Below are 24,651 nucleotides of genomic sequence, written 5' to 3'. Positions count from 1 at the left end.
CAACGGCTCCACTTCTCCCCATCAAAGAGCTTTGAGGCTCTTTTTTAACTGCGCGAAACACAGATGCTGAAAACCCGGCACCTGGCCGGGTTTTGTGCATTCCAAAACCCACCGCCCCCCCTGTAGGAGCGAGCTTGCTCGCGAAAAACCTGAGCACGCCGCGAGGTGTCAGGGTTGCAGTGCTATCGTTAACGACCATCGCGAGCAAGCTCGCTCCTACAGGTGGACGTCAGTAACCCTCGGTGGCAATCGAGCGCCAAGCCGCGTCTGCCAACAGATCCCGATACGCCTTGGGACTGCCCTTGGCCCGGCCCGACAACCAGGCTCGGCAGTAGCTCTCGGCCTGGCCGATGATCAATGACGGCAGCAATTCCGGCGGATAACCGCGCAACACCTCGACCCGCGCCGAAGCCCCCAGCCACTCGAACAGCAGCTTGTTGCGCGCCTTGTTGCGCGTGACCAGCTCATCTTTGAACGGCCCTTTGGTGACGGCAAATCGCGCGTGATACTGGAATCGCGCCCATTCGGGCTGGCTATCGACCCAATCGACGTAGCCATGCACCAACGCGTGCACGCCCGCCTGGGTGGTTTGGGCGTCGGCCAGGTAGCTGTCGCGCAACTTGGCCTGATCATCCAACGCGGTGAAAAACAGCGCCGCCACCAACCCCTCCTTGTTGCCGAAGTGATGGTAGATCGCACCTACGCTGGTATCACAATCGGCCCGGATCATCTCGATGGTGGTGGCCTCGATACCCTGCTCGTTGAACAGTTTGAGGGCCTTTCTGAAGATGTCGCGCTTGAGTTCGGCGCGGCGGCCGGGGTAGCAGCGTTCGAGTAAATCGGCAGTTTCCATGCGGGATGCGGTCCAAAAAATCAACGGTTGAGGCTGGCGCTAGGTTGACAGATTTCCCGTCGACAGAATACTGTTCCGTCACAGAACATTATTCTGTAACGGAACATCATTCTGTTAACCAACCCCGCAGTGAGGCTTCAACCCCATGAGTCAGTTCCTCAGCCTGTTCAACAGTGCCGGCCCGCAAGCCTTCAGCCAGATGGCCTGCCAGGTGGCGCCGTACTTCAGCACCATCAATCCGCTGGTTTCCGATTTGCGCAAAGGTTCGGCCATCGTGCAGGTGCCATTCGCCAAGGAAATCACCAACCACCTGGGCACCGTGCACGCGATCGCGATGTGCAATGCGGCCGAACTGGCGGCCGAACTGGCGGCCGGAATGATGACCGACGTGTCCATCCCGGTGGGCGCGCGCTGGATTCCCAAGGGCATGACGGTCGAGTACCTGGCCAAGGCCAAAAGCGATGTGACGGCGGTGGCTGACGGCGAGGCGGTGGACTGGACCACCGAAGGCGACAAGATTGTGCCGGTGGACATTCACGACGTTGAAGGCAAGAAGGTGTTCACGGCGCGGATCACCATGAATGTGAAGTTGTCCTGAGCATCACGCAAACCAATGTGAGCGAGCCTGCTCGCGATGAGGTCGTGTCAGTCGATATCAATGTTGGCTGAAGCGGCCTCATCGCGAGCAAGCTCGCTCCTACAGTTAACCGCGTTTATCCCAATCGCTCGCGGACGAACTCGCTGGCCTTGCGCGTCAATTGATCCAGGTGCCGGTCTCGCTGCTTTTCCGCATCGATCATCGCCCGCTTGCCGTGCTTTTGCAGCAGGTAGGTATGAATCTGCCGCACCTCCAGCGAGCTGTAGATCGGTGCCACATCCAGCAGCGCCATCAAGCCGTCGCTGCCGTGGTCGCGGGTGTTCATCAGCACCTGCGTACTGCGCACACCGACCACCTGAAAACCCATCGTTTCGAAATACGGCACCTTCGCCACCGCGCAGGCAAGCTCCGCATGCGGGTAGCGACCGACCATCTCGCGCAGCATCCTGCGCGCAATCCCTTGTCGCCGATGGCCGGCATCCACGGCCATGTAGGCCACGCTGCAGGCGTCGGGATCGTCCTTGACCGGCAGGTACAGCAGGAAACCGACGACCTTGTCCGGGTCATCCAGATCGGTGGCGACGAGCAACTCCACCCCGATCCCTTTTGCCCCGTTCAACGCCTCCAGATACAGGTGCACCTCGTAGCCGATCGCGTACTGGTAGACGTTGTACAGCAGGTTGCTTGGCGGGATGGCAACCATGCTGATGTCGGTCAGGTTGTCGACCACCATTTGCAGGATCTGACTATTGACCTGCTCGGGGCATGGGGTTTTGTAGTGGGTGATCTGGGGCATTGCAGGGGCTGACTCCGGGGAATGGGTGCGCCCGCCTATCATACCGCGCCGCACCGGTTTACTCGCTCGCCATGATCGATTCATGAGCCTCACGCATAACTCTATAGCCGAAAACCGCATGAACATTTCCGATACCACCGGGGTCAGTCAATGGATGAGGGTTGTTATCGCCAATCAACCATAGGAAACGCACCGATGCTCGACGTGACGAAGATTTCCCGACGAGAATTGCTGATCGTGGGCGTGGTGACAGCCGCGGCCGTGATCCTTCCGCCGTTCATTTCGGCGCAGGCAGCAGCCGCCAACGCCGCGCTGCCGGTCAAGGGCAAAGTGTCGATCTGGGTCAACGGCACCCAACAGGTGATGGAGCTCGACACCCGCACCACCCTGCTCGACCTGTTGCGCGAACAGCTGCAGCTCACCGGCACCAAGAAGGGTTGCGACCACGGCCAGTGCGGCGCCTGCACGGTGATCGTCGACGGCCGGCGGATCAATTCCTGCCTGACCCTGGCCGTGATGCACGAAGGCGCGAAGGTCACCACCATCGAAGGGCTCGGCACGCCGGACAAGCTGCATCCAATGCAGGCGGCGTTCATCAAGCATGACGGTTATCAGTGCGGCTATTGCACGCCGGGGCAGATCTGCTCGGCGGTGGCGGTGCTGGGGGAAATCCGCGACGGCATTCCCAGCCACGCCAGTGCGAGTCTCACCGAACCACCCAGGCTGATCGCCAGCGAACTCCAAGAGCGCATGAGCGGCAACATCTGCCGCTGCGGTGCGTACTCCAACATCATCGAGGCGATCACCGAAGTCGCGGAGGCCAGCGCATGAGGCCCTTTACCTATGTACGCGCCAAGTCGCCGGCCGAAGCCGCCTCGCTCGCCGCCCAGGTCGATGGCTCGCGCTTTATCGCGGGCGGCACCAACCTGCTGGACCTGATGAAGCTGGACATCGAGACGCCGACGCAACTGATCGACGTCAACGACCTGGCGCTGGACCGCATCGAAGCCACGCCGCAAGGTGGTCTGCGAATCGGCGCGCTGGTGCGCAACACCGACCTCGCCGCCGACGCGCGTATCCGCAAGGATTATGGCGTGCTGTCCCGCGCCCTCCTCGCTGGCGCTTCCGGCCAGTTGCGCAACATGGCCACGACTGCCGGCAACCTGCTGCAACGCACGCGTTGCCCGTACTTCTATGACACCCATCAAGCCTGCAACAAGCGCCAGCCCGGCAGTGGCTGCGCCGCCATCGGCGGTTTCAGTCGGCAACTGGGCATCATCGGTGTCAGCGACGCCTGTATTGCCACCCATCCCAGCGACATGGCCGTGGCCATGCGTGTGCTCGATGCCCAGGTCGAGACCGTTCGACCCGACGGCACGACCCGGGTGATTGCCATCGCCGACCTGCATCGCTTGCCCGGCAATACCCCGAACATCGAAACCACCCTGGCGGCCCACGAGCTGATCACCGCCGTGACCTTGCCGGCGCCGCTTGGCGGCACGCACCTCTACCAGAAAGTGCGAGATCGCGCCTCCTACGCATTCGCCCTGGTCTCGGTGGCCGCGGTGATCCAGCAGGACGGCTCCGGCCACGTTGCCCTCGGCGGCGTCGCGCACAAACCGTGGCGCGTGGAAGGCGCTGAAGCAGCGCTGGCCAAAGGTGCAAGAGCGCTGACCGAACAGCTGCTGGACGGCGCCACACCCACTCCGGAAAACGCCTTCAAACTGACACTGGTCGAGCGCACGCTCGCCTCGGTGATGACTCAAGCGAGGGCCCAGGCATGAAATTCGAAACCCCGGCCACCACCAACCTCATCGACCAAGGCAAGGTCATCGGCCAGCCCACCCCGCGCATCGAAGGCCCACTGAAAACCACCGGGCAGGCGCCCTATGCCTACGAACACCACGACGTCGCGCCGAACCAGGCCTACGGCGTGGTGGTCGGTTCGGCCATTGCCAAGGGACGCATCGCTTCGATGAACCTGCAAGCGGCTCAGTCGGCACCGGGGGTGATCGCCATCGTCACCGCCGCCAATGCCGGCAAGCTCGGCAAGGGCAAATACAACACCGCCAAGCTACTCGGCGGGCCAGAGATCCAGCACTACCACCAGGCCGTGGCGTTGGTGGTCGCGGACACCTTCGAACAGGCGCGCGCCGCTGCGGAACGGGTGGACATCACCTACTCAACCACCGAAGGCGCGTTCGATCTCGCCAGCTCCCGTGGCTCTGCGGTGGAACCCAAGGGGCAGATGGCGGACACCTTGCACGGGGATTTCGAAACGGCTTTCGCGGCGGCGCCGGTGCAACTCGACGCCACCTACACCACGCCCGACCAGGCCCACGCCATGATGGAGCCCATGGCCTCGATGGCCGCCTGGGACGGCGATCGGCTGACCCTATGGACATCGAACCAGATGATCGATTGGTCGGTCACGGACCTCGCCACCACCCTCGGCATACCCAAGAAAAATGTGCGCCTGATCTCGCCGTACATCGGCGGTGGATTCGGCGGCAAATTGTTCATCCGCGCCGACGCGGTCCTTGCCGCCCTGGGTGCGCGCATGGCCGGCAGGCCGGTGAAAGTGGCGCTGGCCCGGCCGCTGATCTTCAACAATTGCACGCACCGCCCGGCGACCATTCAACGCATCCGCATCGGTGCCGGCAGCGACGGCAAGATCACCGCGATGGCCCACGAAGGCTGGTCCGGCGACCTGCCCGGCGGCAAGGTGGAACTGGCCGCGCAGCCGAGCAAATTGTTGTACGCCGGGGAAAATCGCCGGGTGACCATGCGCCTGTCGACCCTCGACTTGCCGGAAGGCAACGCCATGCGCGCACCGGGTGAAACGCCGGGCATGATGGCGCTGGAAATTGCCATGGACGAGATGGCGGAGAAACTGAAACTCGACCCCATCGAGTTTCGCATCATCAATGACACCCAGGTCGATCCGACGAAACCGGATCGGCCCTTTTCCCAGCGCCATCTGGTCGAATGCCTGCGCACCGGGGCCGATCGTTTTGGCTGGAACCAACGGCATGCGCAACCGGCCACGCAGCGCGAGGGCCGCTGGCTGATCGGCATGGGCGTCGCCGTGGCCTTTCGCAACAATCTGCTGGTGAAGTCCGGCGCACGCGTTCGCCTGGATGACCGGGGCACCGTGACCGTGGAAACCGACATGACCGACATTGGCACCGGCAGCTACACGATCATTGCGCAGACGGCGTCGGAAATGCTCGGCGTCAGTCTCGACCAGGTGGTGGTGCGCTTGGGCGATTCGAGCTTCCCCGTCTCGTCTGGCTCGGGTGGCCAGTTCGGCGGCAACTGCTCGACGGCCGGGGTGTATGCCGCCTGCGTCAAACTGCGTGAGGCCGTTGCGCAACGCCTCGGCATGAACGCCGACGAGGCTGAATTCGTTGGTGGCGAGGTACACGCTGGCGGCACAAGCGTTCCGTTGCGCAATGCGGCGCAAAGCGGCGAAATCGTCGCCGAGGACAGCATCGAATTCGCCGAGCTGGGCAAGAAGTATCAGCAATCGACCTTCGGCGCGCACTTTGTCGAAGTCGCGGTCGACAGCGCCACCGGGGAAACCCGTGTGCGCCGGATGCTGGCGGTGTGCGCAGCCGGGCGCATTCTCAACCCGACCTCGGCCCGCAGCCAGGTGATTGGCGCGATGACCATGGGCGTCGGCGCGGCGCTGATGGAAGACCTGGTGGTGGACAAACGCCTGGGCTTTTTCGTCAACCATGACCTGGCTGGCTACGAGGTGCCGGTGCATGCCGACATCCCCCACCAGGAGGTGATTTTCCTCGATGAAACCGACCCGATTTCCTCACCGATGAAAGCCAAGGGCGTCGGCGAGCTGGGCATCTGCGGGGTCAGTGCGGCGATTGCCAACGCGGTGTACAACGCCACCGGGATTCGGGTGCGCGAGTACCCGATCACGCTGGACAAGATGCTGGATAAATTGCCGCCGATGATTTGAGCGCTGGTGGTGGGTCAGCTGGCGGTTGTGCTGCCTGTCCCGGCCTTATCGCCAGCAGGCTGGCTCCCACAATGGGTTTTTGGTGTTGCACAAATGAGTCAACAACAAAAATCCCTGTGGGAGCCAGCCTGCTGGCGATGGCGTCCGACGCGGCGCCGCTGAATTACCAGTCGTAAGTCATCTCGACCGAAGCCACCCGCTCCTGCCCGTAGTAGCAACCGAACGCGTAGTTGCAGTCCGACACGTACTCGCGGTCAAAGATATTCTGCACGTTCACTCGGGTCTGCAAACCGCGCAGGCTCGGGTCCAGTTTGCCCATGTCGTAGCTGACGGTGGCGTCGTAGACGACGTAGGACGGCACGTCGAACGAGTTGGCCGCATCCCCCGGTTTGCGACCGGTGTAGCGCGCACCCGCGCCGAAGGTCAGGCCATTGAGGCTGGCCTGGGTGAAGTGATAGTCGGCCCACACCGAGGCCGATACCGGCGACTGGGCTTCGTTGCGGTTGTCCTCGTTGCCCCAGGTGTCCTTGGTGTAGAACGAGTCCATGTAGCTGGCCGCGGCCATGAGGTCGATATTGTCGAGGCTGGATTTGACTTCCAGTTCGACGCCGCGCGAACGAATTTCGCCGCTCTGGGACATGTAGTCCGGATAGTCGTCGTCGCCGGTCAGTACGTTTTTCTGCTTGATCTCGTACACCGAAGCGGTGATCAGGGTCTTGTCGAACGGCTGGTACTTCACGCCCACTTCATATTGTTGCCCCTCGGTCGGCTCGAAGGCCTTGCCGCCGCGCTGGGGTGCGGCGGTGCCCAGGGTGGGCAGGAACGACTCGGAGTAGCTGACATAGGGTGCCAGGCCGAAATCGGTGACGTAGGTCAGGCCCACCCGCCCGGTGAACTTGTTATCGCGCTTGGATTCGTGGGTCGAGGCCAACACATCCTTGTTGTCGATTTCCGCCCAGTCCTGGCGCCCGCCGATGGTGAGGATCCACCGGTCGAGCTTGATCTGGTCCTGCAGGTACAGGCCCGTCTGGCGCAGGGTGTTATCCCACTTGGTATCGAGTACCGGGGTGACGCTGCTGGTGTCGAAGTTGTTCTTGCCGTAGAGGTTCACCGGCAACACGTTGTAGGCGTTGTAGCCGTCGTACTTGCGGTTGAAGTGCCGATAATCCACGCCAGCCAGTGTGGTGTGCTCCAGGGCGCCGGTGTTGAACTTGTACTCCAGGTTGTTATCGACGGTGTAGGCGATGTTGTGCTGGCGCCAGTCGAGCTTGGTGCGGTAGGCCCGGGTGTAATCGGTCACGCCGGCGTCGTCGGTGACGAAGCTGCGCAGGTAGAAACCCTTGTAGCGGTCGCGCACGTCGGTGTAGCGCGCCGTGGAGCGGTATTTGAGGTCGTCGCTGAGGTTGTGGCTGAAGTCGTAGCCGAAGATGTACTGGTCACGCTTGTAGTCGTTGAAGTTCGTGTCGCCGGAGAAAAAATCGCGATTGATGCGCTCGCCGTTCGGACCACGGTCGAGCGAGCCGATCCTGGGCAGCGATTGATAATCGGGCACGCCGTCATCGCGCTGGACCTGCGCCAGCAAGGTCAGGAAGGTGTCTTCAGTCGGCGCCCAGGTCAGGCTAGGCGCCAGCAGCAGGCGCTCACTTTCGTTGTGCTCGACCATTTCGTTGCCTTTGTCGGCCACACCGATCAGGCGATAGGTGAACTGCTTCTGATCGTCGAGCGGGCCGCTGGTATCGAAGGCGCCATTGACCCGGCTGTAACTGCCCGCCCCCAGCTTCACCTGGCTGCGCTGCTCGGTGGTCGGGCGCTTGGAGACCATGTTGATCAGGCCGCCCGGCTGGTTCTGCCCGTACAGGACCGACGACGGGCCCTTGAGCACTTCGATGCGCTCCAGGGTGTAGGGATCGATTTGCGGCGCGCCACCGAGGCTGCCGGCGTACGGAATGTAGGCGCCATCGAGGTACAGCGGCGTCGGCGCGAAACCACGGCTGGTGATCTCGTCGGCAATCGAGTTGCGGTCGGTGAAGCCACCGGTGTTCACCCCCGGCGTGTAGCGCAGCGCCTGGGTCAGGTTGCGCGCGCCCTGGTCTTGCACCTGGTCGGCGGTGACCACGTTGATGGTCTGGGGAATTTCCAGGATCGGCGTGTCGGTCTTGGTGCCGGTGGCGCTGCGGGTGGCGACATAGCCGTCCACCGGGCCGTAGGCCGACTCCATGGCCACCCCGGAAATGCTGGTGGCGCCCAGCTGCATGGCCGCGCCTGAAGCAACGATCGGCAACAGCGAATAGCTGCCATTGTCGTGGCGCACGGCTTCGAGCCTGCTCCCGGCGAGCAACTGACGCAGGCCGGCGTCAACGCTGTAGCGCCCGTGCAATCCCGAGGTTTGCTGGCCGTTGGCAGCGCTTGGCTCGAAGGAAACGGTCACCCCGGCCGTGCCGGCGAATTGGGTCAAGGCCGAACCCAGGGGGCCCGCCGGGATGTCGAATTCGGTTTCCACATCGGTCTGCGCCCAGGCAGGTGCAGCCGCCATCGTCATGCCCAACGGAACGACCAGCGCCATCCCGAGCAGCGCGGCATGCACGGCTCGGGTCAAGGGTCTGATGGATGGCTTGGAAGAATAAATGCGGTATTGGGGATTACGAGGGGTCATGCAGTTTCCTTTCGCCCGTTGGCAGTCAATGGCGGCGTCTGTGTGCGCCTCTAACACCTAAGTCGAACGAGAATCGAAATCAGTAACCCTTGCGCAGGATTTTTTTCGAGAAACCCTCAAGCCGGCTCTACCCGCGTCCAGAAACGGCTGAATCGACGAATGCGCACGGGCAAGGTCGAAGCCAGGTTTTCGAGGATGTTGTCGCTGCTGGCCAGGTGGAAAGCCCCGGAGATGCGCAGCGCCGCGACCGCCGGATCACAACCCAGATGGCCGGGACGATAACGCTGCAGTTCCCGGATGAATTCACCCAGGCGCCAGTCGTTGACCACCAGCATGTCGCGGGTCCAGGCATCGGCCTGGGGGTTGGCCTGTTGCCAGGGTTCGATGATGTCCTGGCGCAAACGCACTTGCTGGCCGGCGTCGACGCGCACGGCGGTGTCCGGCAGGTTGGCCGAGCGCACCTCGACCGCATGCGCCTGCACACTGACCTGCGTCAGGTCCGTTTCGCGACGCACGACAAAACGGGTCCCCAGGGCGCGGATGCTGCCTTCGGCGGTGTGGACCAGGAACGGCCGCGCGCGTTCGTCCCGCGCCGTTTCGATGAAGATCTCCCCTTCGAGCAAACGCACTTCACGCAGCGTTTCGCTGTAGCGGATGTCCACCGCGGTCGCCGTGTTCAGTTGCAGTTGCGTGCCATCGTCCAACCGCAGACGCCGGCGTTCGCCGGTGCCGGTGCGCTGGTCGGCCATGAGCGTTGGCAAGGGCGTGGTGTTCCACGCCAGGGTCCCTGCCCCGCCCGTCATCAGCAGAATCGACAGGACCTTGAGCACATCACGGCGTTTGGCACGGGCGCTGGCCAAAGTTGGGCGAGCGATGCCGGGGGTGACTTGCCCGAGTTTGTCCTGCAAGCGCGCAAGGCGTTCCCAGGCCTGCACATGGCGCGGATCGCGCTCCAGCCAGCGTCGATGCGCCTCGCGCAGGGCTTCGTCCGGTACCTCGCCGCGCAAATCGACATACCAGCGCGCGGCGGCTTCGAGGGTGGCGTAATCCAGCGGTTGGGCGCGCGCCACGGCTCAGTCCTCGATCAGCAACAGGCAGTGCGTCAGGGCGCGCACCGCGTGCTTCTTGACCGTGGTCACCGAGACATTCAGGCACCGGCCGATCTCGACATAGCTCAGGCCGTCAAGCTGCGCCATCAGGAAAATCTCCCGGGTCCGCTCGCCCAGGCCATCGAGCAGCCGGTCGATTTCCATCAGGGTTTCAATGATCAGCGAGCGGGTTTCCGGGGACAGCGCCACCGGCTCCGGGAGGTTGGCCAGGGTATCCAGATAGGCCTGTTCCACCGCGCGACGGCGGAACATGTCGATCATCAGGCTACGGGCAATGGTGCTCAGGTAAGCCCGCGGCTCGCGCAGCTCGGAAGTCTTGCGCTGGGTCAGCACGCGAATGAAGGTGTCCTGGGCCAGATCCGCCGCATGGTGGTGGCAGCCGAGCCGTCTGCGCAGCCAGCCACACAACCAACCGTGATGGTCCTCGTAAAGCGTATGCACGGCTTGTTGCAGCGAGAGATCGACAGAGGACATGGAGAAAGCCCGACACAAGATTTATTTGATAATGACTCTCATTTTCTTCCAAGCCGACACATTTTGGCAAGACCACCCGTCATTGGTGAAAGTAACCCAATGAAATAAGGGAATTTTCCCCGCTTGTGCGCAATTACACCCACCGCTGACTGATACATTTTAGAAACACTCTGAAACAACTTATTAATTAATCACATTTTTTATTCCCGGTTTTGACATGGCCCAGCTGTTGCACCGGTCCTTGCACCGCAGTTGTCGTCCCCCACTTCGGGGGCGGTCGGTTTCGCCAATTTGGCACGCGCAAGGGGAAACCAAATGAAAAGTGCACCACCCGCATTCCGTTCCTTGAGCTACATACGCAGGTCGAGTGTGGCCTGCGTGATTCTGATCAACGCCAGCCTCGCCACCGTCAGCGCGTCCCCGCTCGACGATGAAAGCCAGCCGCCACCGACCGACCCCTCGGCCTACTACACTCCACCTGCCGATCCGATTGCCGCCGCCGCAGCGCTCGATGCCCTGAAAACCATGCCCGAGACCAACCAGGGCGCACTGGCCCTGCCCAACGGCGCGTTTGGCGACCGCAACACACCGCGTGCCGACAACGTGCTGCCGCCGAGTTTGCAGACCTCGTTCAATTACCCCACCAACGGCAAACCCAGCCCCCTGTACGGGGCGCTGCCGTTCACCCAGCAACTGCTGCTGTTCGAGGAATTCGGTACGGAAAAACTCGACCCGACGATCCCGGCCCCGCCCCTGACCTTCCCCGTTCCCACGGTCGGCCCGGCACCGGCCCAGGATCCCAACAGCGTTGCGCGCAGCGCCCCGTCGGGTTCGGCCCTGGATGCGTTCATGCGCCAGCCTGGCCTGTTCCCGTTTCCGTCGCAGTTTTCCAACGTGCTGGACCGCAACCCGTGGAAGGCGCAGATCGAAACCTTCCTCAACCGCCAACCCGTGGGTTCGCCGGCCGAGGGGCGGCCACCGGGAAAAGGCTGGTCGCACCAGCGCTGGAACGAGTTCTACCCGCAGGTCGCGTACAAGACCGTGCAAGTGGGTGCGCGGATCAACACCGGCATGCGCGACCGCCGGCAATTGCACAACTACGCCGTCGGTGAGTTCGGCCCTGGCGGGCTCTACTACCAGACCTCGGACATCCCGACCACCACGGGCACCACCAAAGGCATCGATACCCGCTTCCACCCCAATTTTCCGCTGCAGAATCACAATGCGTTGTGGACCTTCGACGGCACCTTTCCAGTCAAACTGCTAATGGTCCGCTATGGCCAACCCGTGCTGATGCGTCACTACAACGGCTTGCCGATCGACCCCGCGGCCAACATGGGTTTCGGCCTGCACACCATCAGTACCCATGAACACAACGGCCACTCCCCGGCCGAAAGCGACGGCTATACCAATGCGTTTTTCTTTCCGGGGCAGTACTACGACTATCGCTGGCCGCTGCAGCTGGCCGGCTACGACACCATCAACACCACAGCGCAAGACCCGCGCGCGGCGTTCCCTTGCGCACCGGGCGAGAAGCTGTTCGTCAACGACGCCAGCCCCGGCCTCAAGACTTGCGAAAACGGCACGATCAAGATCCGTGGCGACTGGCGCGAAACCATGAGTACCCACTGGTTCCACGACCACATGCTCGATTTCACCGCGCAGAACGTCTACAAGGGCAACGCGGTGATGATGAACTACTACAGCGCCCTGGATCGCGGCAACGAAGCGATTGAAGACGGCGTCAACCTGCGCCTGCCCAGTGGTTCGGCACTGCCCTGGGGCAACCGCGACTACGACGTCAACCTGGTGGTCGCCGACAAGGCCTGGGACGCCAACGGCCAGTTGTGGTTCAACCCGTTCAACACCGACGGCTTTCTCGGCGACCAGGTGCTGGTCAACTGGCAGTACGAGCCACGCCTGAAAGTGCGCGCCCGCAGCTATCGCTTCCGCATTCTCAACGGCTCGGTATCGCGCTACTTGCGGATTGCCCTGGTGCGTGAAATCGCCGGCAACGGCGGCGAGTTTCCCGGGCCGTCCGGCTCCGGGGTGTCCTACAGCCGGGTGCCATTCCACATGATCGGCAACGACGGCAACATCATGGAGCACGCCGTGCCGTTCGACGGCAGCATGGACCTGGACGGCGATGGCGACAAACAGAACCACAATGCCATCCTGCCGACCCAAGGCATCGCCGAGCGCTTCGACATCATCGTCAACTTTGCGAAAAACGGGATCAAGACCGGCGACAAGCTGTACTTCGTCAACCTGATGGAACACAAGACCGGCAAGGGGCCGGAGAAAAACGGCCTGAGCCTGGCCGACGTGCTGTCCGAGAAGTACAAGGCGGTGATCAAGCAGGGCAGCAAAGGACCGGAGTGGGACAAGGGCGACCCGGTGGTGGGCAAGTTCATGCAAATGATCGTACAGCCCTACACCGGCCAGGACGTGAGCATGAACCCCGCCGATTATGAACCCGCCAAACCCGGTAAACCGGCGGGCAAGAAAATGATCCCGCTGACCCTCGATCGCGATAACCCCACCGACATGGTCAAAATCAAGGCCGCGCGGCATCGCGAGTTCATTTTCGGCCGCTCCGACGGCACCGACGAAGCCCCGTGGACCATCAAGACCGACGGCGGTTTTGGCTACGACATGGACTCTCGGCGCATCAGCGCCGCACCGCAACTGTCCACCGGCCCGACCGATGGCGGCTACGCTGGCGACGGTACGCTGGAAGTGTGGAAAATCAAGAACGGCGGCAACGGCTGGAACCACCCGGTGCACGTGCATTTCGAAGAAGGCATCGTCCTCAGCCGCGACGGCAAGGCGCCACCGGAATGGGAAAAATGGGCGCGCAAGGACGTGTACCGCATCGGTGAAGGCATCGACAGTTCAGTGGACGTGGAAATGGCCATCCACTTCCGCGAGTTCGCCGGGACCTACATGGAGCACTGCCACAACACCCAGCATGAGGACACCTCGATGCTGTTGCGCTGGGATATCGAGCATCCGGGGCAGTTCCAGTTGATGCCAACCCCGCTGCCCGGCTGGGACGGTGTCACCTACGTCAACTCCGCTGCCCTGCCGACCTTCCGTACCCCAGGCAGCGGTGACGGTAATGATGACGACAACGAAGGCCAGAACCAAAAACCGCTCGCCAACCCCGACAGCGCCAGCAGCAGCAACGGCCAGCCGGTGACCATCAACGTGTTGGCCAACGACACCGACCCGGACGGCAACGTGCCGCTCAAAGTGGTGGGCCTGGCCCAACCGGACTCCGGCCAGGGCTCGGTCATCACTGACGGTGTGCGCGTGATCTACACGCCACCGGCCAGCATCGCCGCGCCCTTCACTGCGGCCTTCACCTACCAGGCCAGCGATGCCAAGAATGCGGTCTCGGAACCGGCGACGGTGTCCGTGGCGGTCACGCCGGCACCGGCGGTCAATGAAGAGCTGGTGATCACCAGTGCGGCCGTCACCGCGCGCAGCAACAACCGCTACACCTGGGACCTGGCCGGCACGACGTCCAAAGGCACGGGCAACACGCTGACGGCAACCGTCACCACCACCGCCGGGCCGCTTAACCTGGGTAATGCGATCCTCACCCCAACCGGCACCGGAGCGCGCTGGAGGATGTCGGTCAGCACCACGGGCGCCGGGCCGACACCGAACGCGACGGTGACCATCCGTTCGACCTTCGGCCAAGCCGTTACGGTGCCGATAGTGGCGCACTAAGGCGCTTGGCGCCCGGTCCATGCAACGTGGACCGGGCGCCACCCGACGAAACCATCAACCGATCTTGTTCACCGGCCTGTAAGTCCCTGCCAGATAGACATCCACGTGATTTTTCGGTCGATAATTCGCGACCGTGATCACCCGTTGCTGCACGGTGTCATCGATGCATTCCTGGCCGAACGGTGTCTTGCCGATCGTGCGGAAATAGCGTGCATTCAACAGTCGATAAGTGCCACCGAGGAAGTCCTGATAGGAATCGGTGATCGCCGGCAGCTCGCTCGGCAATCGCGGGATTTTTTTCGGATTGAGCTCCAGTCCGCACTCCATCGCCTTGTTCGCCATCCAGCGCAAGGGGATATCGGACAGCGAGTTGTCGGCATAGCCGCCGCCCACATTGGCATGCGCGCCACAGAACCAGACCTGCTCCATCACCTGGTTGGGCTTGGCAATCGGGTCCCACAGCGTGCATTCGTAATTGGCCCGGTGTTCATCGATGGCGACGGCATGGAAGGCATTGCGCACGATGCCGCTGAGCTCGGTGTCGTGAAACTCGTAGTACTTGTGGTTGAACCACTCCGCCGATTTGAACGGCACTCCCAAGGCGCCGACCGTGTCCCAGACACCGAGGAAATGGATATCGATTTCCCGGGAGTAACTCTGGCGAAAGAACTTGGCGTTTTCCGTATCCGCGCTCGAATCGCGGGTGCGGTACAGGGTGTAGGCCTCATCGATGCGGTCGATGTGCTTTTTCGTCAGCAGCCCGACGTTGCGGATCAACCCCACCAGGCTACGCGCGGAGTAGGCCCCGCGGCTGAAGCCGAAAATGAACACCTGATCGCCCTCCTCGTATTGCTTGGCCAGGGCGACATAGCCATCCTTGATTTTCTTCGACAGCCCCACCCCGAATGCGCCGCCCTCGAGTTTGTCGTACCAGTCGGTGCCCACGCCCGCGACATAGATCTTCTTCTGCTGCGTGCCGTCTTTCTGGCTGGGGAGGATCGCGTCATGCAGCTTGACCACGTTGGTGCTGGCGTCTCCGTCGATCTCCGGCGCCTGGTCAGGCAGGTTCCAGGTGCCGTCGAAGGCAACGATGATTTTCTTTGGCATATTCATCTCCCGTCACTGTTCACTACCCCTGCACGCTCGCTAGCGCTGTGGCGCGACCATGCGAAACTGGATATTGATTTCGTTGGAAACAAAGCTGTCGGCCCACTCACCCTCACCGATCTTGAAGTCGTTGCGCTTGAGCGACAGCTGGCCGACGAAGATCCCGATACCGCCCTCGGCCTTGAGCTGAACCGGCACCTCCACATTCCGTGTCAGGCCCCGCAGCGTGAGGTTGCCGGTAATCAGGTAGCGGTCATTGGCGAGATCCTTGACGCGAGTCGATTCGAACGTCGCCTGCGGATAGCTGGCGGAGTCGAACCAGGCCGGTTTTTGCAGCTCGGCATTGGCGTCTTCACTACCGGCGTCGATGCTGGCCAGGTCGATGGTCAAATTGGCGCGGGCTGTCTCGGGGTGGCCGGTATCGAAATCAAGGTCCGCGACGAACTTGCTGAAAGTGCCGTAGACCCGCGACCCCGCCTGGTTGTAGGTGAAACTGATGGTGCTGGCATTGGGATTCACATCTGCGTATTCAACGGCGCCAACCGACGCAGGAACGCCCATCGCCAGCAGGGCAACCAGGGACGAGAAACGCAGCAATCGAGAGTTCATGGAACACTCCGGGCCGGCGCGCCCTCTTGGGAAAGTGTCGAACACACGCAATTGAGTAACAGGAGGACTAAAGCAAAGAACGGCCGTTTATTCCACTGGCCGCATGCATTTACGACCGTTCGCACCTACGCTGCCCACGCCCGCTGCAACAACCCGATGACCTCGGCATCCGAGGTCTGGGAAAAATCCATGTACCAATAACCGATCGACATGAACCAATCGGGCATGATCGGGCAGATCACCTCATCCACTTCCCTGCGCAACGCCTCGGCGGTTTCAACCGGCGCCACCGGCACCGCCACCACGATCCGCGCCGGCCCCTGCAGCCGTACCGCCTGCACCGCCGCCAGCATCGAGGCCCCTGTCGCCAGCCCGTCGTCGATCAGGATCACCACCTGATCCTTGAGCTTTACCTGCGCCCGCGTGCCTCGGTAAACCTGCTCACGGCGCAACAGCTCCCGGGTTTCCCGTTCGACCACGGCCTCGAACGCCTCTTTATCAATGGGGTGAGCCCGCAGCGCCTGCTCATTGCGAATTTCAATACCGCCACTGGCAATAGCCCCCATGGCGTACTCCGGATGGGAGGGAACACCCAGCTTGCGCACCAGCAACAGGTCCAGGCGCACGCCGAGCGCCGTGGCCACTTCATAGGCCACCGGCACCCCGCCCCGGGGCAAGGCCAGGATGATCACATCGGGTCTGTGGGCGTACGGGAGCAGCGGCTCCACCAGGCGTCGACCGGCAGCCGCGCGGTCTTGCAGGATGGTTTGTGATGAGTGATTCATTTGAAAACCTCCCCAGGCGATCAACGCCTGTCGGTTCGCATCACATCATCAATTGTCGGTTCGACGGTGACTGCCATCAAGCCCAAACTCACTGCCACCCCGATCCCCTTGTAGGAGCTGGCTTGCCAGCGATGACGGCCTCACTGCCAACCCATTTCTCGCGGCTGTACCCGACATATTGTGGGAGCACACCTACACCAACCGCTCAATCTTCTGATGCTGCCACACCAGCTTGTAATACAGCGTCTGCAACGCCAGCATCCCCAGATACGCCACCGGAAACGCCATCCACACCCCTTGCAACCCGAACCGCGCATCCAACAAGTACGCCACCGGCAATTGCACGCCCACCACGCACACAATCGAGATCGCCACCGGCACCATCACCGTGCCGCTGGCGCGCATGATGCCGCCGATGATCGCCTGGAATCCAAACACCAACAGACTCCAGAGCATGATGTGCAGCAAGTGCTCGGCCATGCTGCGGGTTGCATCCTCGGTAAGGAACGAGCCCAGCAGCCAGTGCGACAGCAAATACCCCAGCACCACCAGGCCACCGGTCAAACACACGTTGATCATCAGCCCGGTCTTCAAAATCGACCCAATGCGCTCGATACGCCCTGCCCCGATCGCCTGCGCCCCGAGGATCGACGCCGTGATCGCAATCGACAGCGCCGGGAACTGCACGTAGTTGACGATCTGCGTCACCGCCCCATACGCCGCCGTCGCCTGGGAACCGTGCTGGTTCACCAGCGCCAGAATCACCAGCTCCGACAGCGACAACACCACCATCTGTAAGCCAGTGGGCAAGCCAATGCGCAACACCTTGCCGAGGATCGCCATGTCCAGCTTCATCGCCGCGAAAAATTCCCGGTCCGGCGCCAGCGGATGGCCCTTGCGAATCAAGCGCCACGCCAGCCACCCCATCGCCGCCAGGTTGCCCGCCAACCCGGCAAACGCAGCACTCTGGATCCCCATCGGCGGCAACCCCAGCCACCCGCGAATCAACGCCGGCGTCAGCGCCAGGCCGATACAGGTCGACACCACCAACGCCAGCAACGGCGACAACGTGTCACTCACCCCGCGCAGCAACTGCGTGAACAACACGAACACCAACAGCGTCGGCATGAACCACAACATCACATGCGCATACGCCACCGCATCGTCCAGCACATCCCCCGGCGTGCCCAACCCCACCAACGAAGACCGCGCAAACACACTCCCCACCACCGCTGCCACCAGCCCGATCAACAACCCCAACAGCAAGGTCGACCCGGCAATGGCCTTCACCAGATGCGTCTCCCGCGCCCCCCAGGCCTGGCCGATCAACACCCCCGCCCCCGCGCCAAGGCCGATGACCAGGGCGATGAAGAAGAACACGATGGGGAACATGCCCGACACCGCCGCCAGCGCCTGGGTGCCGAGCATCTGGCCGATGTAGATGCTGTTGACGGTACCGGACATGGACTGGAGGAAATTGGACAGGACCATGGGGGCTAGGAACAGCAGGTAGGTTTTCCAGAGGGCGCGTTGCGGTTGGGCTGGGGTTTGCATTGCTAGAGGTCCATCTCGACGGCGTGAGGGCTGATAGAGGATAGCTTCGGTGAGTTAAGGGCAAGGGGCAATGAAGATTTCGGCGCTGTGTTTAATTTCCCGGCGAAGTGAAAAGAAAGGTCCGAGATTTTGCGTCACGGGTCCTACAAAAAGCTCGGAATCCCTCACCTACCCCGCTGATCCCATGCAGCTTATAGTCAGTCCCGTCGCCCAAATGGCGATTCGGGTTTGGCGACCTGATCACAGAGAATGACCAATTGTCGGCCCTGAGCCAATCAAACAGAGATCATTCAAAATGAATCGATACATGCCTCTAACCGCAATAGACCTGATTCCGGCCTCTCACCTCATCGACACCCAAGCCCCCCTCGACGTCCTGCAAGCCATGGCGGATTACCGTATCCGCACCGTCACGCAGGTGCTGGAAAACATCGCCTTTCGCGCCGAAATTGGCTGCGACACGGTGGTGCTTTCAGACTTCTCAAAATTGCTGGCAATCCCATTACGCGATGGTTGCGATTTGATGGACGTGATTGGACGACGCTTGCGGGCCCAGGCTGCGGAGTAAATGAAAAACGGGCGCCCAAGGCGCCCGTTTCTTTGATCCGTCGAAAAATACTCCTGTCCCATTTATCTGAATGGCAACCGGAACCTGACGCTAGCAGTATTGTAAATGTGTCATTCGATCCGTTCGCTCAAATCCTCATTGAGCGCCCTGAACGATCAAGAAATGGAGAAAAACCATGAACCGCAAGTATTACCTCAAGGCTCTGGCAATGCTGATCCTCGCCGCTGGCGTGCAGTGGGTGACACAACCCGTCTACGCGACCGAGCAGGGTGAACAACGGCGTGAAGCTCGCGATACCCGGCAGGATGGCCGCTCCACTGCCCGGCAAACCAAATATGACTGCAGGAAGGACAATGATAAAAGCAATGCCGCGTGTCGCCAGGACAAGCGCAGTACCAAACAGGATACCCGTCGCCAGGCCAGGGACATCAAGTACTGATCGCCAGAACCCGGCGCCGCATTATTGAGCTATACCCAATAGTCACCCCCCAACGCACTTCTTCCATTATTGGAGGTTGGCTATGAACCCCTGTCTGCCCTTGTCCGCGTTATTGATCACCACAACCCTCTTCGGCTGCTCCAGCTCTTCACACCCATCGATGAATCTGCCTTTGGCAGCGACCCAGCGAAACCCCGGCCATACCGCCACGACCACGTTGACCGGCGAAGGCAATCAAACCAATTTTGACTTCTACCTGACCGGCGTTCCCAACGGGACCATCCTGCCGCCGCGCCTCTACACCTTCATCAACAAAGGCAGTTGCCAGCAGCCCGGGCCAGTCGCGTATGCGATGAATGACAAGGTCAACACTGAACCCAACGCCGGTACCGGGGGCTGGACCTTCTACAGAAGCGCGCCGATCGCCATGCCAGACCTGCTTTCCGGCAAGTACGCCGTTGTCGTGCGCACGTCACCCGAGGACGGCAACGCCGATATTTTCTGCGGCGATGTTGCGCATGCGGCTCGCTGAAACGCCAAGTTTTCAGTCGAGGCGCGCTAAAGGCGGCGATTGTGTTTAGCGAATCCAGTTGGTGTTTATCCGACTGTAATCCTTGCGTTACATACACCAACAAAACACCGCAATCGCCTCTTCCACTTGCCAAATCGGCACTAGACTCCTTCCTGCGCCTTAATCCGTGCACGGTCATGCAACAAGGGGGAAATGATTCTGTACGCAGTACCTGGGCTAATGACTCGGTGGTCAATGCATCTTGGGGAAAATGTTGATGCGCACTTATCACCCGGTTGCCAACACCATGAATCAACGAGGAATCCTGGTATGGAACAGCTATCGGATCGTTTCAGGCTATCAATAGTGTTTGCCGCGCTTTTGTCATTGACCGGGCTTGCCCACGCAGCCCAGACGGAAAAGACCAATATCCTGTTTATCGTCTCCGACGATACCGGCTATGGCGACCTGGGCCCCTACGGCGGTGGGGTCGGTCGAGGCATGCCCACGCCCAGCATCGATCAGCTGGCGGCAGAAGGGGTCACTTTTTACTCGTTTTATGCCCAGCCCAGCTGCACACCGGGTCGGGCGGCCATGCAAACCGGGCGTATCCCCAATCGTAGCGGCATGACCACCGTGGCCTTCCAGGGCCAGGGCGGCGGCTTGCCTGCCGCCGAGTGGACACTGGCATCGGTGTTGAAAACCGGCGGCTACGACACCTACTTCACCGGCAAATGGCACTTGGGCGAAGCCGATTATGCGCTGCCCAATGCGCAGGGTTATGACGTGATGAAATACGTCGGCCTGTACCACCTCAACGCCTACACCTACGCTGACCCGACCTGGTTCCCGGACATGGATCCGGAGACCCGCGAGATGTTCCAACGGGTCACCAAGGGCGCATTGTCCGGCAAGGCGGGTGAAAAACCGGTCGAAGAATTCAAGGTCAATGGCCAGTACGTGGACACGCCTGTCGTAGATGGCAAACCCGGCGTGGTCGGCATTCCTTTCTTTGATAACTACGTCGAAAAAGCCGCCCTGGAGTTTCTCGACACGGCGGCCAAATCGGACAAACCATTTTTCATCAACGTCAACTTCATGAAAGTGCACCAGCCGAACATGCCGGCACCGGAGTTCGTTCACAAGTCCATGTCCAAGTCCAAGTACGCCGATTCCATCGTCGAACTCGATACCCACATCGGCCGCATCATGGCCAAGCTCAAGGCGCTCGGCCTGGATAAGAACACCCTGGTGGTCTACACCACTGACAATGGGGCCTGGCAAGACGTGTATCCGGACGCCGGCTATACCCCGTTCCGCGGCACCAAGGGCACGGTGCGTGAAGGCGGCAACCGGGTACCGGCCATTGCCGTCTGGCCAGACAAGATCAAGCCGGACACAAAAAACCACGAGATGCTGGGTGGCCTGGACTTGATGGCGACGTTCGCGTCTGTCGCCGGCGTGAAGTTGCCGGAAAAAGATCGCGAAGGTCAGCCCATCATCTTCGACAGTTACGACATGACCCCTGTGCTCACCGGCAGTGGCCCTTCTCCGCGCAAGGAGTGGTTCTACTTTACCGAGAACGAACTATCGCCGGGGGCGGCCCGTGTCGGCAACTACAAGGCCGTGTTCAACCTGCGCGGCGACAATGGCGCGCTGACCGGTGGCCTGGCGGTGGACTCTAACCTGGGGTGGAAGGGTGCAGAAAAATATGTGGCCACCGTGCCGCAGGTGTTTGACTTGTGGCAAGACCCGCAAGAGCGCTATGACCTGTTCATGAACAACTTTACCGAGCGCACCTGGACGATGGTGCCGATCACAGGCGCGATCATCAAATTGATGAAAACCTACGTCGATTATCCACCCCGCAAACTGCAAAGCATGGGTTACGACGGGCCGATCGAGCTGTCGCAGTACCAGAAATTCCAGTACGTGCGTGACGTCCTGAAAAAAGAAGGCATCAACCTGCCGATGCCAGCGGGTAACTGAGCGAACAGGCGTAAAATGGCGACTTCGTCAGGAGTCGCCATTTAGCAAGCCGCGGGGAATGGAGCGATGGAAAATGACAGCTAAGCTTCCTCTGGAGTGAGCTCTTCACAACAACCTCGGAGGGGAGCCAATGAAACGCTTCGTCATGCTCACCGTGATCACTTTACTGACCACTGCTTGTCAGTCGGATGATTACGGCATCACCAAACTGGATAATTGTGTCTGCTATAAAACACCTGAGGGACAACACATACAACTGTCGCAAGTGGCATCCATAGACCCCGACACATTGCAGGAAAATTTCTCACATTGCGTTTGCCGAGCCTTGGTTGACCTGAAGAAGGTCGATGATCCCAGTAAATTTTTCGTGCCCGGAACAGAAATCAGAACCGAAATTAAATAACGGTGCTGTGTCGCAAGTCTCATAGTTCGGGGATTGGCCGGCTTTCGTTCGGCGACGATTTATGCCACGGATAACCCTTCGCGCTGAGTTGAAAGGCGTAATCGAATAAACGCTTCATGTACTCGCCATCGAACTTCTGCGTGCGCGGACAGTGAAAATCGGCGCCAATATACGCAAGGTTAAAGTCCGCTCCATCCTGCTGCGCCATACGGTAAATGCGCTCCAGGTCGCTGATCCCCTGGGTTTGAATCAACGCACTGATGGCCCGACCGCCGATGCTCAATGTTCGGCGCTTCGTCCCGGACCACTGCGGCTCCAGTGTGCCATTACGAATGACATAGAAATGCCGTTCCCGTCGCAAAGGAACTCCGGCGGCCCGGTTCAGCCCCACCAGGGTGCCAGGCGGGTAAAGAAACACTTGGGTGATCACCCCGCCGTCCACATGCATTTCATGAAACTGATTGCCGTCCACTTCCACATCGATCATGACGGGTGACACGGCGCCGGGAATACTCATCGACGCGAGCATGATGCTGCGAAAAAGATCCAGCGCTCCCGGTGCCTGGCTGGCGGCAATGGCGCCCATGTTCCAGGTGACGGGGCGCCCTGAATCGAGATCGGTTGTGCCGATCATCAGGATTCTTCCCTTGGCGTATTCCGAAGCTATTGCCGCAAGAATCTGCGTAGTGACGTACCTTGAAATGAGCCGCGACAGGGGCTTGCTGTCCGCTATTCCGTCGCTGGCAAAACGGGTCAGCACGTTTCGCGAATGAAAGATGTCTTTGGGACCGACTGCGTTGGAGACGTAGCGAATCACACCGTCGTACTCAGGCCCCAGGTAAGCGAACGGGGCGATCAGGGCTCCCGCGCTAATGCCCGTGACGACCTTGAACATGGGCCGGGTTCCATGGGTGGTCCATCCAGCAATCAGCCCCGCGGCGAATGCGCCTGCATCACCGCCACCCGAAACGGCCAGCATGCTTGCCAGCGGCAGGATATCGTTCGGTTCCCCGGCCTTGGCGAGCTCCTCGCTTTCACGTTTGTTGGCCTGAACCGCATCCTGGATGAACGGGGTGAGGTCGTGGTCCAACCGGTAGCGGGCATTGGGAATGCCGGGGATGACCGCTTTGTCCGTCAAGGTTTGCGGAACAGCGTCACGGCGTGGCAGACAGGCTTGAAGAAACATGTCCAGGGTCAAGTCGCCGGGTTTGAGCGGGAATGGTTTCAAAACGCTTCCTCCGGTGCGTGAGCCGGCTGCACGCCAGCCGAGCGCGACAGCTCATTCGAACGCCAGGTCGCTCAGTTTGCGCTCCTTTACCTGATAAAAGAACTCATGGGGGGCTCGCCACCTCCCCCCTCTTTTGGGATTAATGAGCACAGCTCATGAACCCTTGCCGATTTACCCATCTAGTCCCCAATCGTTAGCTCGCTTACTGTTCCCCCACGCCAATGTCGGGAGATCGAAATGCACAAGCGCACACTCGCAAACGGTTCACTCGAAGTGTCAGCCCTGGGCTTGGGCTGCATGGGTTTGAGCCATGGCTACGGCCCGGCGACGGACACACGACAAGCCATTGCGTTGATCCGCTCGGCGGTTGACCGAGGCGTCACGTTCTTTGATACCGCCGAGGTTTACGGCCCTTACCTGAATGAGCAAGTGGTGGGTGAGGCACTGGCGCCAGTTCGCGATCAAGTGGTCATCGCCAGCAAGTTCGGCTTTACCTTCGGTGCCGACAATAAACAACAGATTCTCAACAGCCGCCCCGAGCACATCCGACTCGCCGTCGAGGGTTCATTGCGCCGACTGAAGACCGATTTCATCGACTTGCTTTACCAGCATCGGGTTGATCCGGACGTGCCTATCGAGGAAGTCGCCGGCGTAGTCAAAGCGTTGATTGACGAAGGCAAGGTCAAGCACTTCGGCCTGTCGGAAGCCGGCGCGCAGACTATTCGCCGCGCTCATGCGGTGCAGCCAGTCACGGCGCTGCAAAGCGAATACTCGTTGTGGTGGCGTGAGCCTGAGCAGGAAATTCTGCCGACGCTCAAGGAGCTGGGGATCGGCTTCGTGCCGTTCAGTCCGCTGGGCAAGGGTTTTCTCACTGGCGCCGTGTCGGCAGAGGCCACTTACGGCAGCGACGATTTTCGCAGCATCGTGCCCCGCTTCAGCCAGTCGGCGCTGCAAGCGAATCAGGGGTTGGTGGTATTGATCCGTCAGATCGCTGCGCAGAAACAGGCCACACCGGCACAGATCGCGCTGGCCTGGCTACTCGCCCAGGCACCGTGGATTGTGCCGATTCCCGGGACGACCAAACTGCATTGCCTGGAAGAAAACCTCGGCGCTTGCAACATCACGCTCGACTTGCAGGAGCTCAAGGCCATTGATACAGCATTGGTGCAGATCCCCATCGAAGGCGACCGGTATCCCGAGGCCCTCAAGGCGCGCGTCGGGCGATGAGCAGCGATCGGCGCTGAAGATGACCGGGCTC

21 protein-coding genes are annotated in these 24,651 nt (G+C 61.1%); 11 read left to right on the top strand and 10 right to left on the bottom strand.

All coding sequences use genetic code 11. The annotated features are described in order from the left end of the window. Positions 1-229: 229 nt before the first annotated feature. Positions 230-853 carry a TetR/AcrR family transcriptional regulator gene (locus ACYP2Q_RS25020; RefSeq protein ID WP_459732931.1) on the bottom strand — a complete coding sequence of 208 codons (624 nt, stop codon included), beginning with the start codon at positions 851-853 and terminating at the stop codon, positions 230-232. A 145-nt stretch (positions 854-998) separates the two neighbouring features. On the opposite strand from ACYP2Q_RS25020, the gene ACYP2Q_RS25015 reads away from it, so the two are divergent. After that, positions 999-1,451, top strand: a complete 453-nt coding sequence (locus ACYP2Q_RS25015; protein WP_459732930.1) for a hotdog fold domain-containing protein — start codon at positions 999-1,001, stop codon at positions 1,449-1,451. A gap of 115 nt (positions 1,452-1,566) precedes the next feature. On the opposite strand, the gene ACYP2Q_RS25010 is transcribed toward ACYP2Q_RS25015, so the two are convergent. Then, entirely contained in the window at positions 1,567-2,247 is a 681-nt protein-coding gene (locus ACYP2Q_RS25010) for a GNAT family N-acetyltransferase (RefSeq protein ID WP_459732929.1), read from the bottom strand. Between the two features lie 195 nt (positions 2,248-2,442). On the opposite strand from ACYP2Q_RS25010, the gene paoA reads away from it, so the two are divergent. From paoA to paoC, 3 genes are read left to right on the top strand one after another with little or no spacing between them, the layout of a single operon-like run. Continuing rightward, entirely contained in the window at positions 2,443-3,078 is a 636-nt protein-coding gene (paoA, locus tag ACYP2Q_RS25005; protein ID WP_459732928.1) for an aldehyde dehydrogenase iron-sulfur subunit PaoA, read from the top strand. After that, entirely contained in the window at positions 3,075-4,031 is a 957-nt protein-coding gene (locus ACYP2Q_RS25000; protein ID WP_459732927.1) for an FAD binding domain-containing protein, read from the top strand. The genes paoA and ACYP2Q_RS25000 overlap by 4 nt, the downstream gene beginning before the upstream one ends. Further along, positions 4,028-6,226: an aldehyde oxidoreductase molybdenum-binding subunit PaoC gene (paoC, locus tag ACYP2Q_RS24995; RefSeq protein ID WP_459732926.1), complete on the top strand. Its 2,199-nt coding sequence runs from the start codon at positions 4,028-4,030 to the stop codon at positions 6,224-6,226. Before ACYP2Q_RS25000 ends, paoC begins: the two co-directional genes overlap by 4 nt. A gap of 163 nt (positions 6,227-6,389) precedes the next feature. Here the strand turns inward: paoC and ACYP2Q_RS24990 are convergent, their stop codons facing one another. The 3 genes from ACYP2Q_RS24990 to ACYP2Q_RS24980 all read right to left on the bottom strand — a co-directional run bounded on the left by ACYP2Q_RS24990 (position 6,390) and on the right by ACYP2Q_RS24980 (position 10,462). Next, on the bottom strand, positions 6,390-8,879 hold the full coding sequence (locus tag ACYP2Q_RS24990; protein ID WP_459732925.1) for a TonB-dependent siderophore receptor: 2,490 nt from the start codon (positions 8,877-8,879) through the stop codon (positions 6,390-6,392). Between the two features lie 116 nt (positions 8,880-8,995). After that, entirely contained in the window at positions 8,996-9,949 is a 954-nt protein-coding gene (locus ACYP2Q_RS24985) for a FecR domain-containing protein (protein ID WP_459732924.1), read from the bottom strand. Positions 9,950-9,952: 3 nt separating this feature from the next. Then, positions 9,953-10,462 (bottom strand): sigma-70 family RNA polymerase sigma factor, encoded by a 510-nt coding sequence (locus ACYP2Q_RS24980; protein ID WP_459732923.1) that lies wholly within the window; start codon positions 10,460-10,462, stop codon positions 9,953-9,955. A gap of 315 nt (positions 10,463-10,777) precedes the next feature. Between ACYP2Q_RS24980 and ACYP2Q_RS24975 the strand changes: the two genes are divergently transcribed. Further along, entirely contained in the window at positions 10,778-14,200 is a 3,423-nt protein-coding gene (locus ACYP2Q_RS24975) for an Ig-like domain-containing protein (protein WP_459732922.1), read from the top strand. 54 nt (positions 14,201-14,254) lie between these two features. On the opposite strand, the gene ACYP2Q_RS24970 is transcribed toward ACYP2Q_RS24975, so the two are convergent. From ACYP2Q_RS24970 to ACYP2Q_RS24955, 4 genes are all read right to left on the bottom strand, one after another. Next, positions 14,255-15,307: a DUF2235 domain-containing protein gene (locus ACYP2Q_RS24970; RefSeq protein ID WP_459732921.1), complete on the bottom strand. Its 1,053-nt coding sequence runs from the start codon at positions 15,305-15,307 to the stop codon at positions 14,255-14,257. Between the two features lie 39 nt (positions 15,308-15,346). Then, entirely contained in the window at positions 15,347-15,916 is a 570-nt protein-coding gene (locus ACYP2Q_RS24965) for a YceI family protein (RefSeq protein ID WP_459732920.1), read from the bottom strand. Between the two features lie 125 nt (positions 15,917-16,041). Next, a complete protein-coding gene (locus ACYP2Q_RS24960) occupies positions 16,042-16,701 on the bottom strand; it encodes a phosphoribosyltransferase (RefSeq protein WP_459732919.1) in 660 nt (219 codons plus the stop codon). Between the two features lie 192 nt (positions 16,702-16,893). Continuing rightward, positions 16,894-18,255 carry an MATE family efflux transporter gene (locus ACYP2Q_RS24955; RefSeq protein ID WP_459732918.1) on the bottom strand — a complete coding sequence of 454 codons (1,362 nt, stop codon included), beginning with the start codon at positions 18,253-18,255 and terminating at the stop codon, positions 16,894-16,896. Between the two features lie 295 nt (positions 18,256-18,550). Here ACYP2Q_RS24955 and ACYP2Q_RS24950 point away from each other — a divergent pair, with 295 nt between their 5' ends. From ACYP2Q_RS24950 to ACYP2Q_RS24930, 5 genes are all read left to right on the top strand, one after another. After that, complete coding sequence (locus tag ACYP2Q_RS24950; protein ID WP_459732917.1) at positions 18,551-18,823, top strand: hypothetical protein; 273 nt, start codon at positions 18,551-18,553, stop codon at positions 18,821-18,823. A gap of 175 nt (positions 18,824-18,998) precedes the next feature. Further along, positions 18,999-19,262, top strand: a complete 264-nt coding sequence (locus ACYP2Q_RS24945; protein ID WP_459732916.1) for a hypothetical protein — start codon at positions 18,999-19,001, stop codon at positions 19,260-19,262. Between the two features lie 82 nt (positions 19,263-19,344). Further along, positions 19,345-19,794, top strand: coding sequence for a hypothetical protein (locus tag ACYP2Q_RS24940; protein ID WP_459732915.1), 450 nt, complete (start codon positions 19,345-19,347; stop codon positions 19,792-19,794). Positions 19,795-20,103: 309 nt separating this feature from the next. Next, the gene (locus ACYP2Q_RS24935) at positions 20,104-21,762 is read left to right on the top strand and encodes an arylsulfatase (protein ID WP_459732914.1); all 1,659 of its coding nucleotides are present in this window, start codon (positions 20,104-20,106) and stop codon (positions 21,760-21,762) included. A gap of 130 nt (positions 21,763-21,892) precedes the next feature. Beyond that, the gene (locus tag ACYP2Q_RS24930; RefSeq protein ID WP_459732913.1) at positions 21,893-22,165 is read left to right on the top strand and encodes a hypothetical protein; all 273 of its coding nucleotides are present in this window, start codon (positions 21,893-21,895) and stop codon (positions 22,163-22,165) included. 19 nt (positions 22,166-22,184) lie between these two features. On the opposite strand, the gene ACYP2Q_RS24925 is transcribed toward ACYP2Q_RS24930, so the two are convergent. Beyond that, positions 22,185-23,393, bottom strand: a complete 1,209-nt coding sequence (locus ACYP2Q_RS24925; protein ID WP_459732912.1) for a patatin-like phospholipase family protein — start codon at positions 23,391-23,393, stop codon at positions 22,185-22,187. A gap of 237 nt (positions 23,394-23,630) precedes the next feature. Here ACYP2Q_RS24925 and ACYP2Q_RS24920 point away from each other — a divergent pair, with 237 nt between their 5' ends. Next, positions 23,631-24,620 carry an aldo/keto reductase gene (locus tag ACYP2Q_RS24920; protein WP_459732911.1) on the top strand — a complete coding sequence of 330 codons (990 nt, stop codon included), beginning with the start codon at positions 23,631-23,633 and terminating at the stop codon, positions 24,618-24,620. Positions 24,621-24,651: the final 31 nt, after the last annotated feature.

The sequence above is a fragment of the Pseudomonas sp. MHK4 genome (assembly GCF_054600775.1).
The sequence above is the reverse complement of the archived record's forward strand: the minus strand, read 5'-3'. Positions and strand labels throughout refer to the sequence as shown.

What these genes read in the sequence shown, in the direction of transcription:
- ACYP2Q_RS24975 (WP_459732922.1), top strand. Translation starts at nt 10,778, where the DNA reads ATGAAAAGTGCACCACCCGCATTCCGTTCCTTGAGCTACATACGCAGG.
- paoC (WP_459732926.1), top strand. Translation starts at nt 4,028, where the DNA reads ATGAAATTCGAAACCCCGGCCACCACCAACCTCATCGACCAAGGCAAG.
- ACYP2Q_RS24940 (WP_459732915.1), top strand. Translation starts at nt 19,345, where the DNA reads ATGAACCCCTGTCTGCCCTTGTCCGCGTTATTGATCACCACAACCCTC.
- paoA (WP_459732928.1), top strand. Translation starts at nt 2,443, where the DNA reads ATGCTCGACGTGACGAAGATTTCCCGACGAGAATTGCTGATCGTGGGC.
- ACYP2Q_RS24935 (WP_459732914.1), top strand. Translation starts at nt 20,104, where the DNA reads ATGGAACAGCTATCGGATCGTTTCAGGCTATCAATAGTGTTTGCCGCG.
- ACYP2Q_RS24990 (WP_459732925.1), bottom strand. Translation starts at nt 8,879, where the DNA reads ATGACCCCTCGTAATCCCCAATACCGCATTTATTCTTCCAAGCCATCC.
- ACYP2Q_RS24965 (WP_459732920.1), bottom strand. Translation starts at nt 15,916, where the DNA reads ATGAACTCTCGATTGCTGCGTTTCTCGTCCCTGGTTGCCCTGCTGGCG.
- ACYP2Q_RS24955 (WP_459732918.1), bottom strand. Translation starts at nt 18,255, where the DNA reads ATGCAAACCCCAGCCCAACCGCAACGCGCCCTCTGGAAAACCTACCTG.
- ACYP2Q_RS24950 (WP_459732917.1), top strand. Translation starts at nt 18,551, where the DNA reads ATGAATCGATACATGCCTCTAACCGCAATAGACCTGATTCCGGCCTCT.
- ACYP2Q_RS25020 (WP_459732931.1), bottom strand. Translation starts at nt 853, where the DNA reads ATGGAAACTGCCGATTTACTCGAACGCTGCTACCCCGGCCGCCGCGCC.
- ACYP2Q_RS25010 (WP_459732929.1), bottom strand. Translation starts at nt 2,247, where the DNA reads ATGCCCCAGATCACCCACTACAAAACCCCATGCCCCGAGCAGGTCAAT.
- ACYP2Q_RS24980 (WP_459732923.1), bottom strand. Translation starts at nt 10,462, where the DNA reads ATGTCCTCTGTCGATCTCTCGCTGCAACAAGCCGTGCATACGCTTTAC.
- ACYP2Q_RS24960 (WP_459732919.1), bottom strand. Translation starts at nt 16,701, where the DNA reads ATGAATCACTCATCACAAACCATCCTGCAAGACCGCGCGGCTGCCGGT.
- ACYP2Q_RS24945 (WP_459732916.1), top strand. Translation starts at nt 18,999, where the DNA reads ATGAACCGCAAGTATTACCTCAAGGCTCTGGCAATGCTGATCCTCGCC.
- ACYP2Q_RS24920 (WP_459732911.1), top strand. Translation starts at nt 23,631, where the DNA reads ATGCACAAGCGCACACTCGCAAACGGTTCACTCGAAGTGTCAGCCCTG.
- ACYP2Q_RS25000 (WP_459732927.1), top strand. Translation starts at nt 3,075, where the DNA reads ATGAGGCCCTTTACCTATGTACGCGCCAAGTCGCCGGCCGAAGCCGCC.
- ACYP2Q_RS24970 (WP_459732921.1), bottom strand. Translation starts at nt 15,307, where the DNA reads ATGCCAAAGAAAATCATCGTTGCCTTCGACGGCACCTGGAACCTGCCT.
- ACYP2Q_RS24930 (WP_459732913.1), top strand. Translation starts at nt 21,893, where the DNA reads ATGAAACGCTTCGTCATGCTCACCGTGATCACTTTACTGACCACTGCT.
- ACYP2Q_RS25015 (WP_459732930.1), top strand. Translation starts at nt 999, where the DNA reads ATGAGTCAGTTCCTCAGCCTGTTCAACAGTGCCGGCCCGCAAGCCTTC.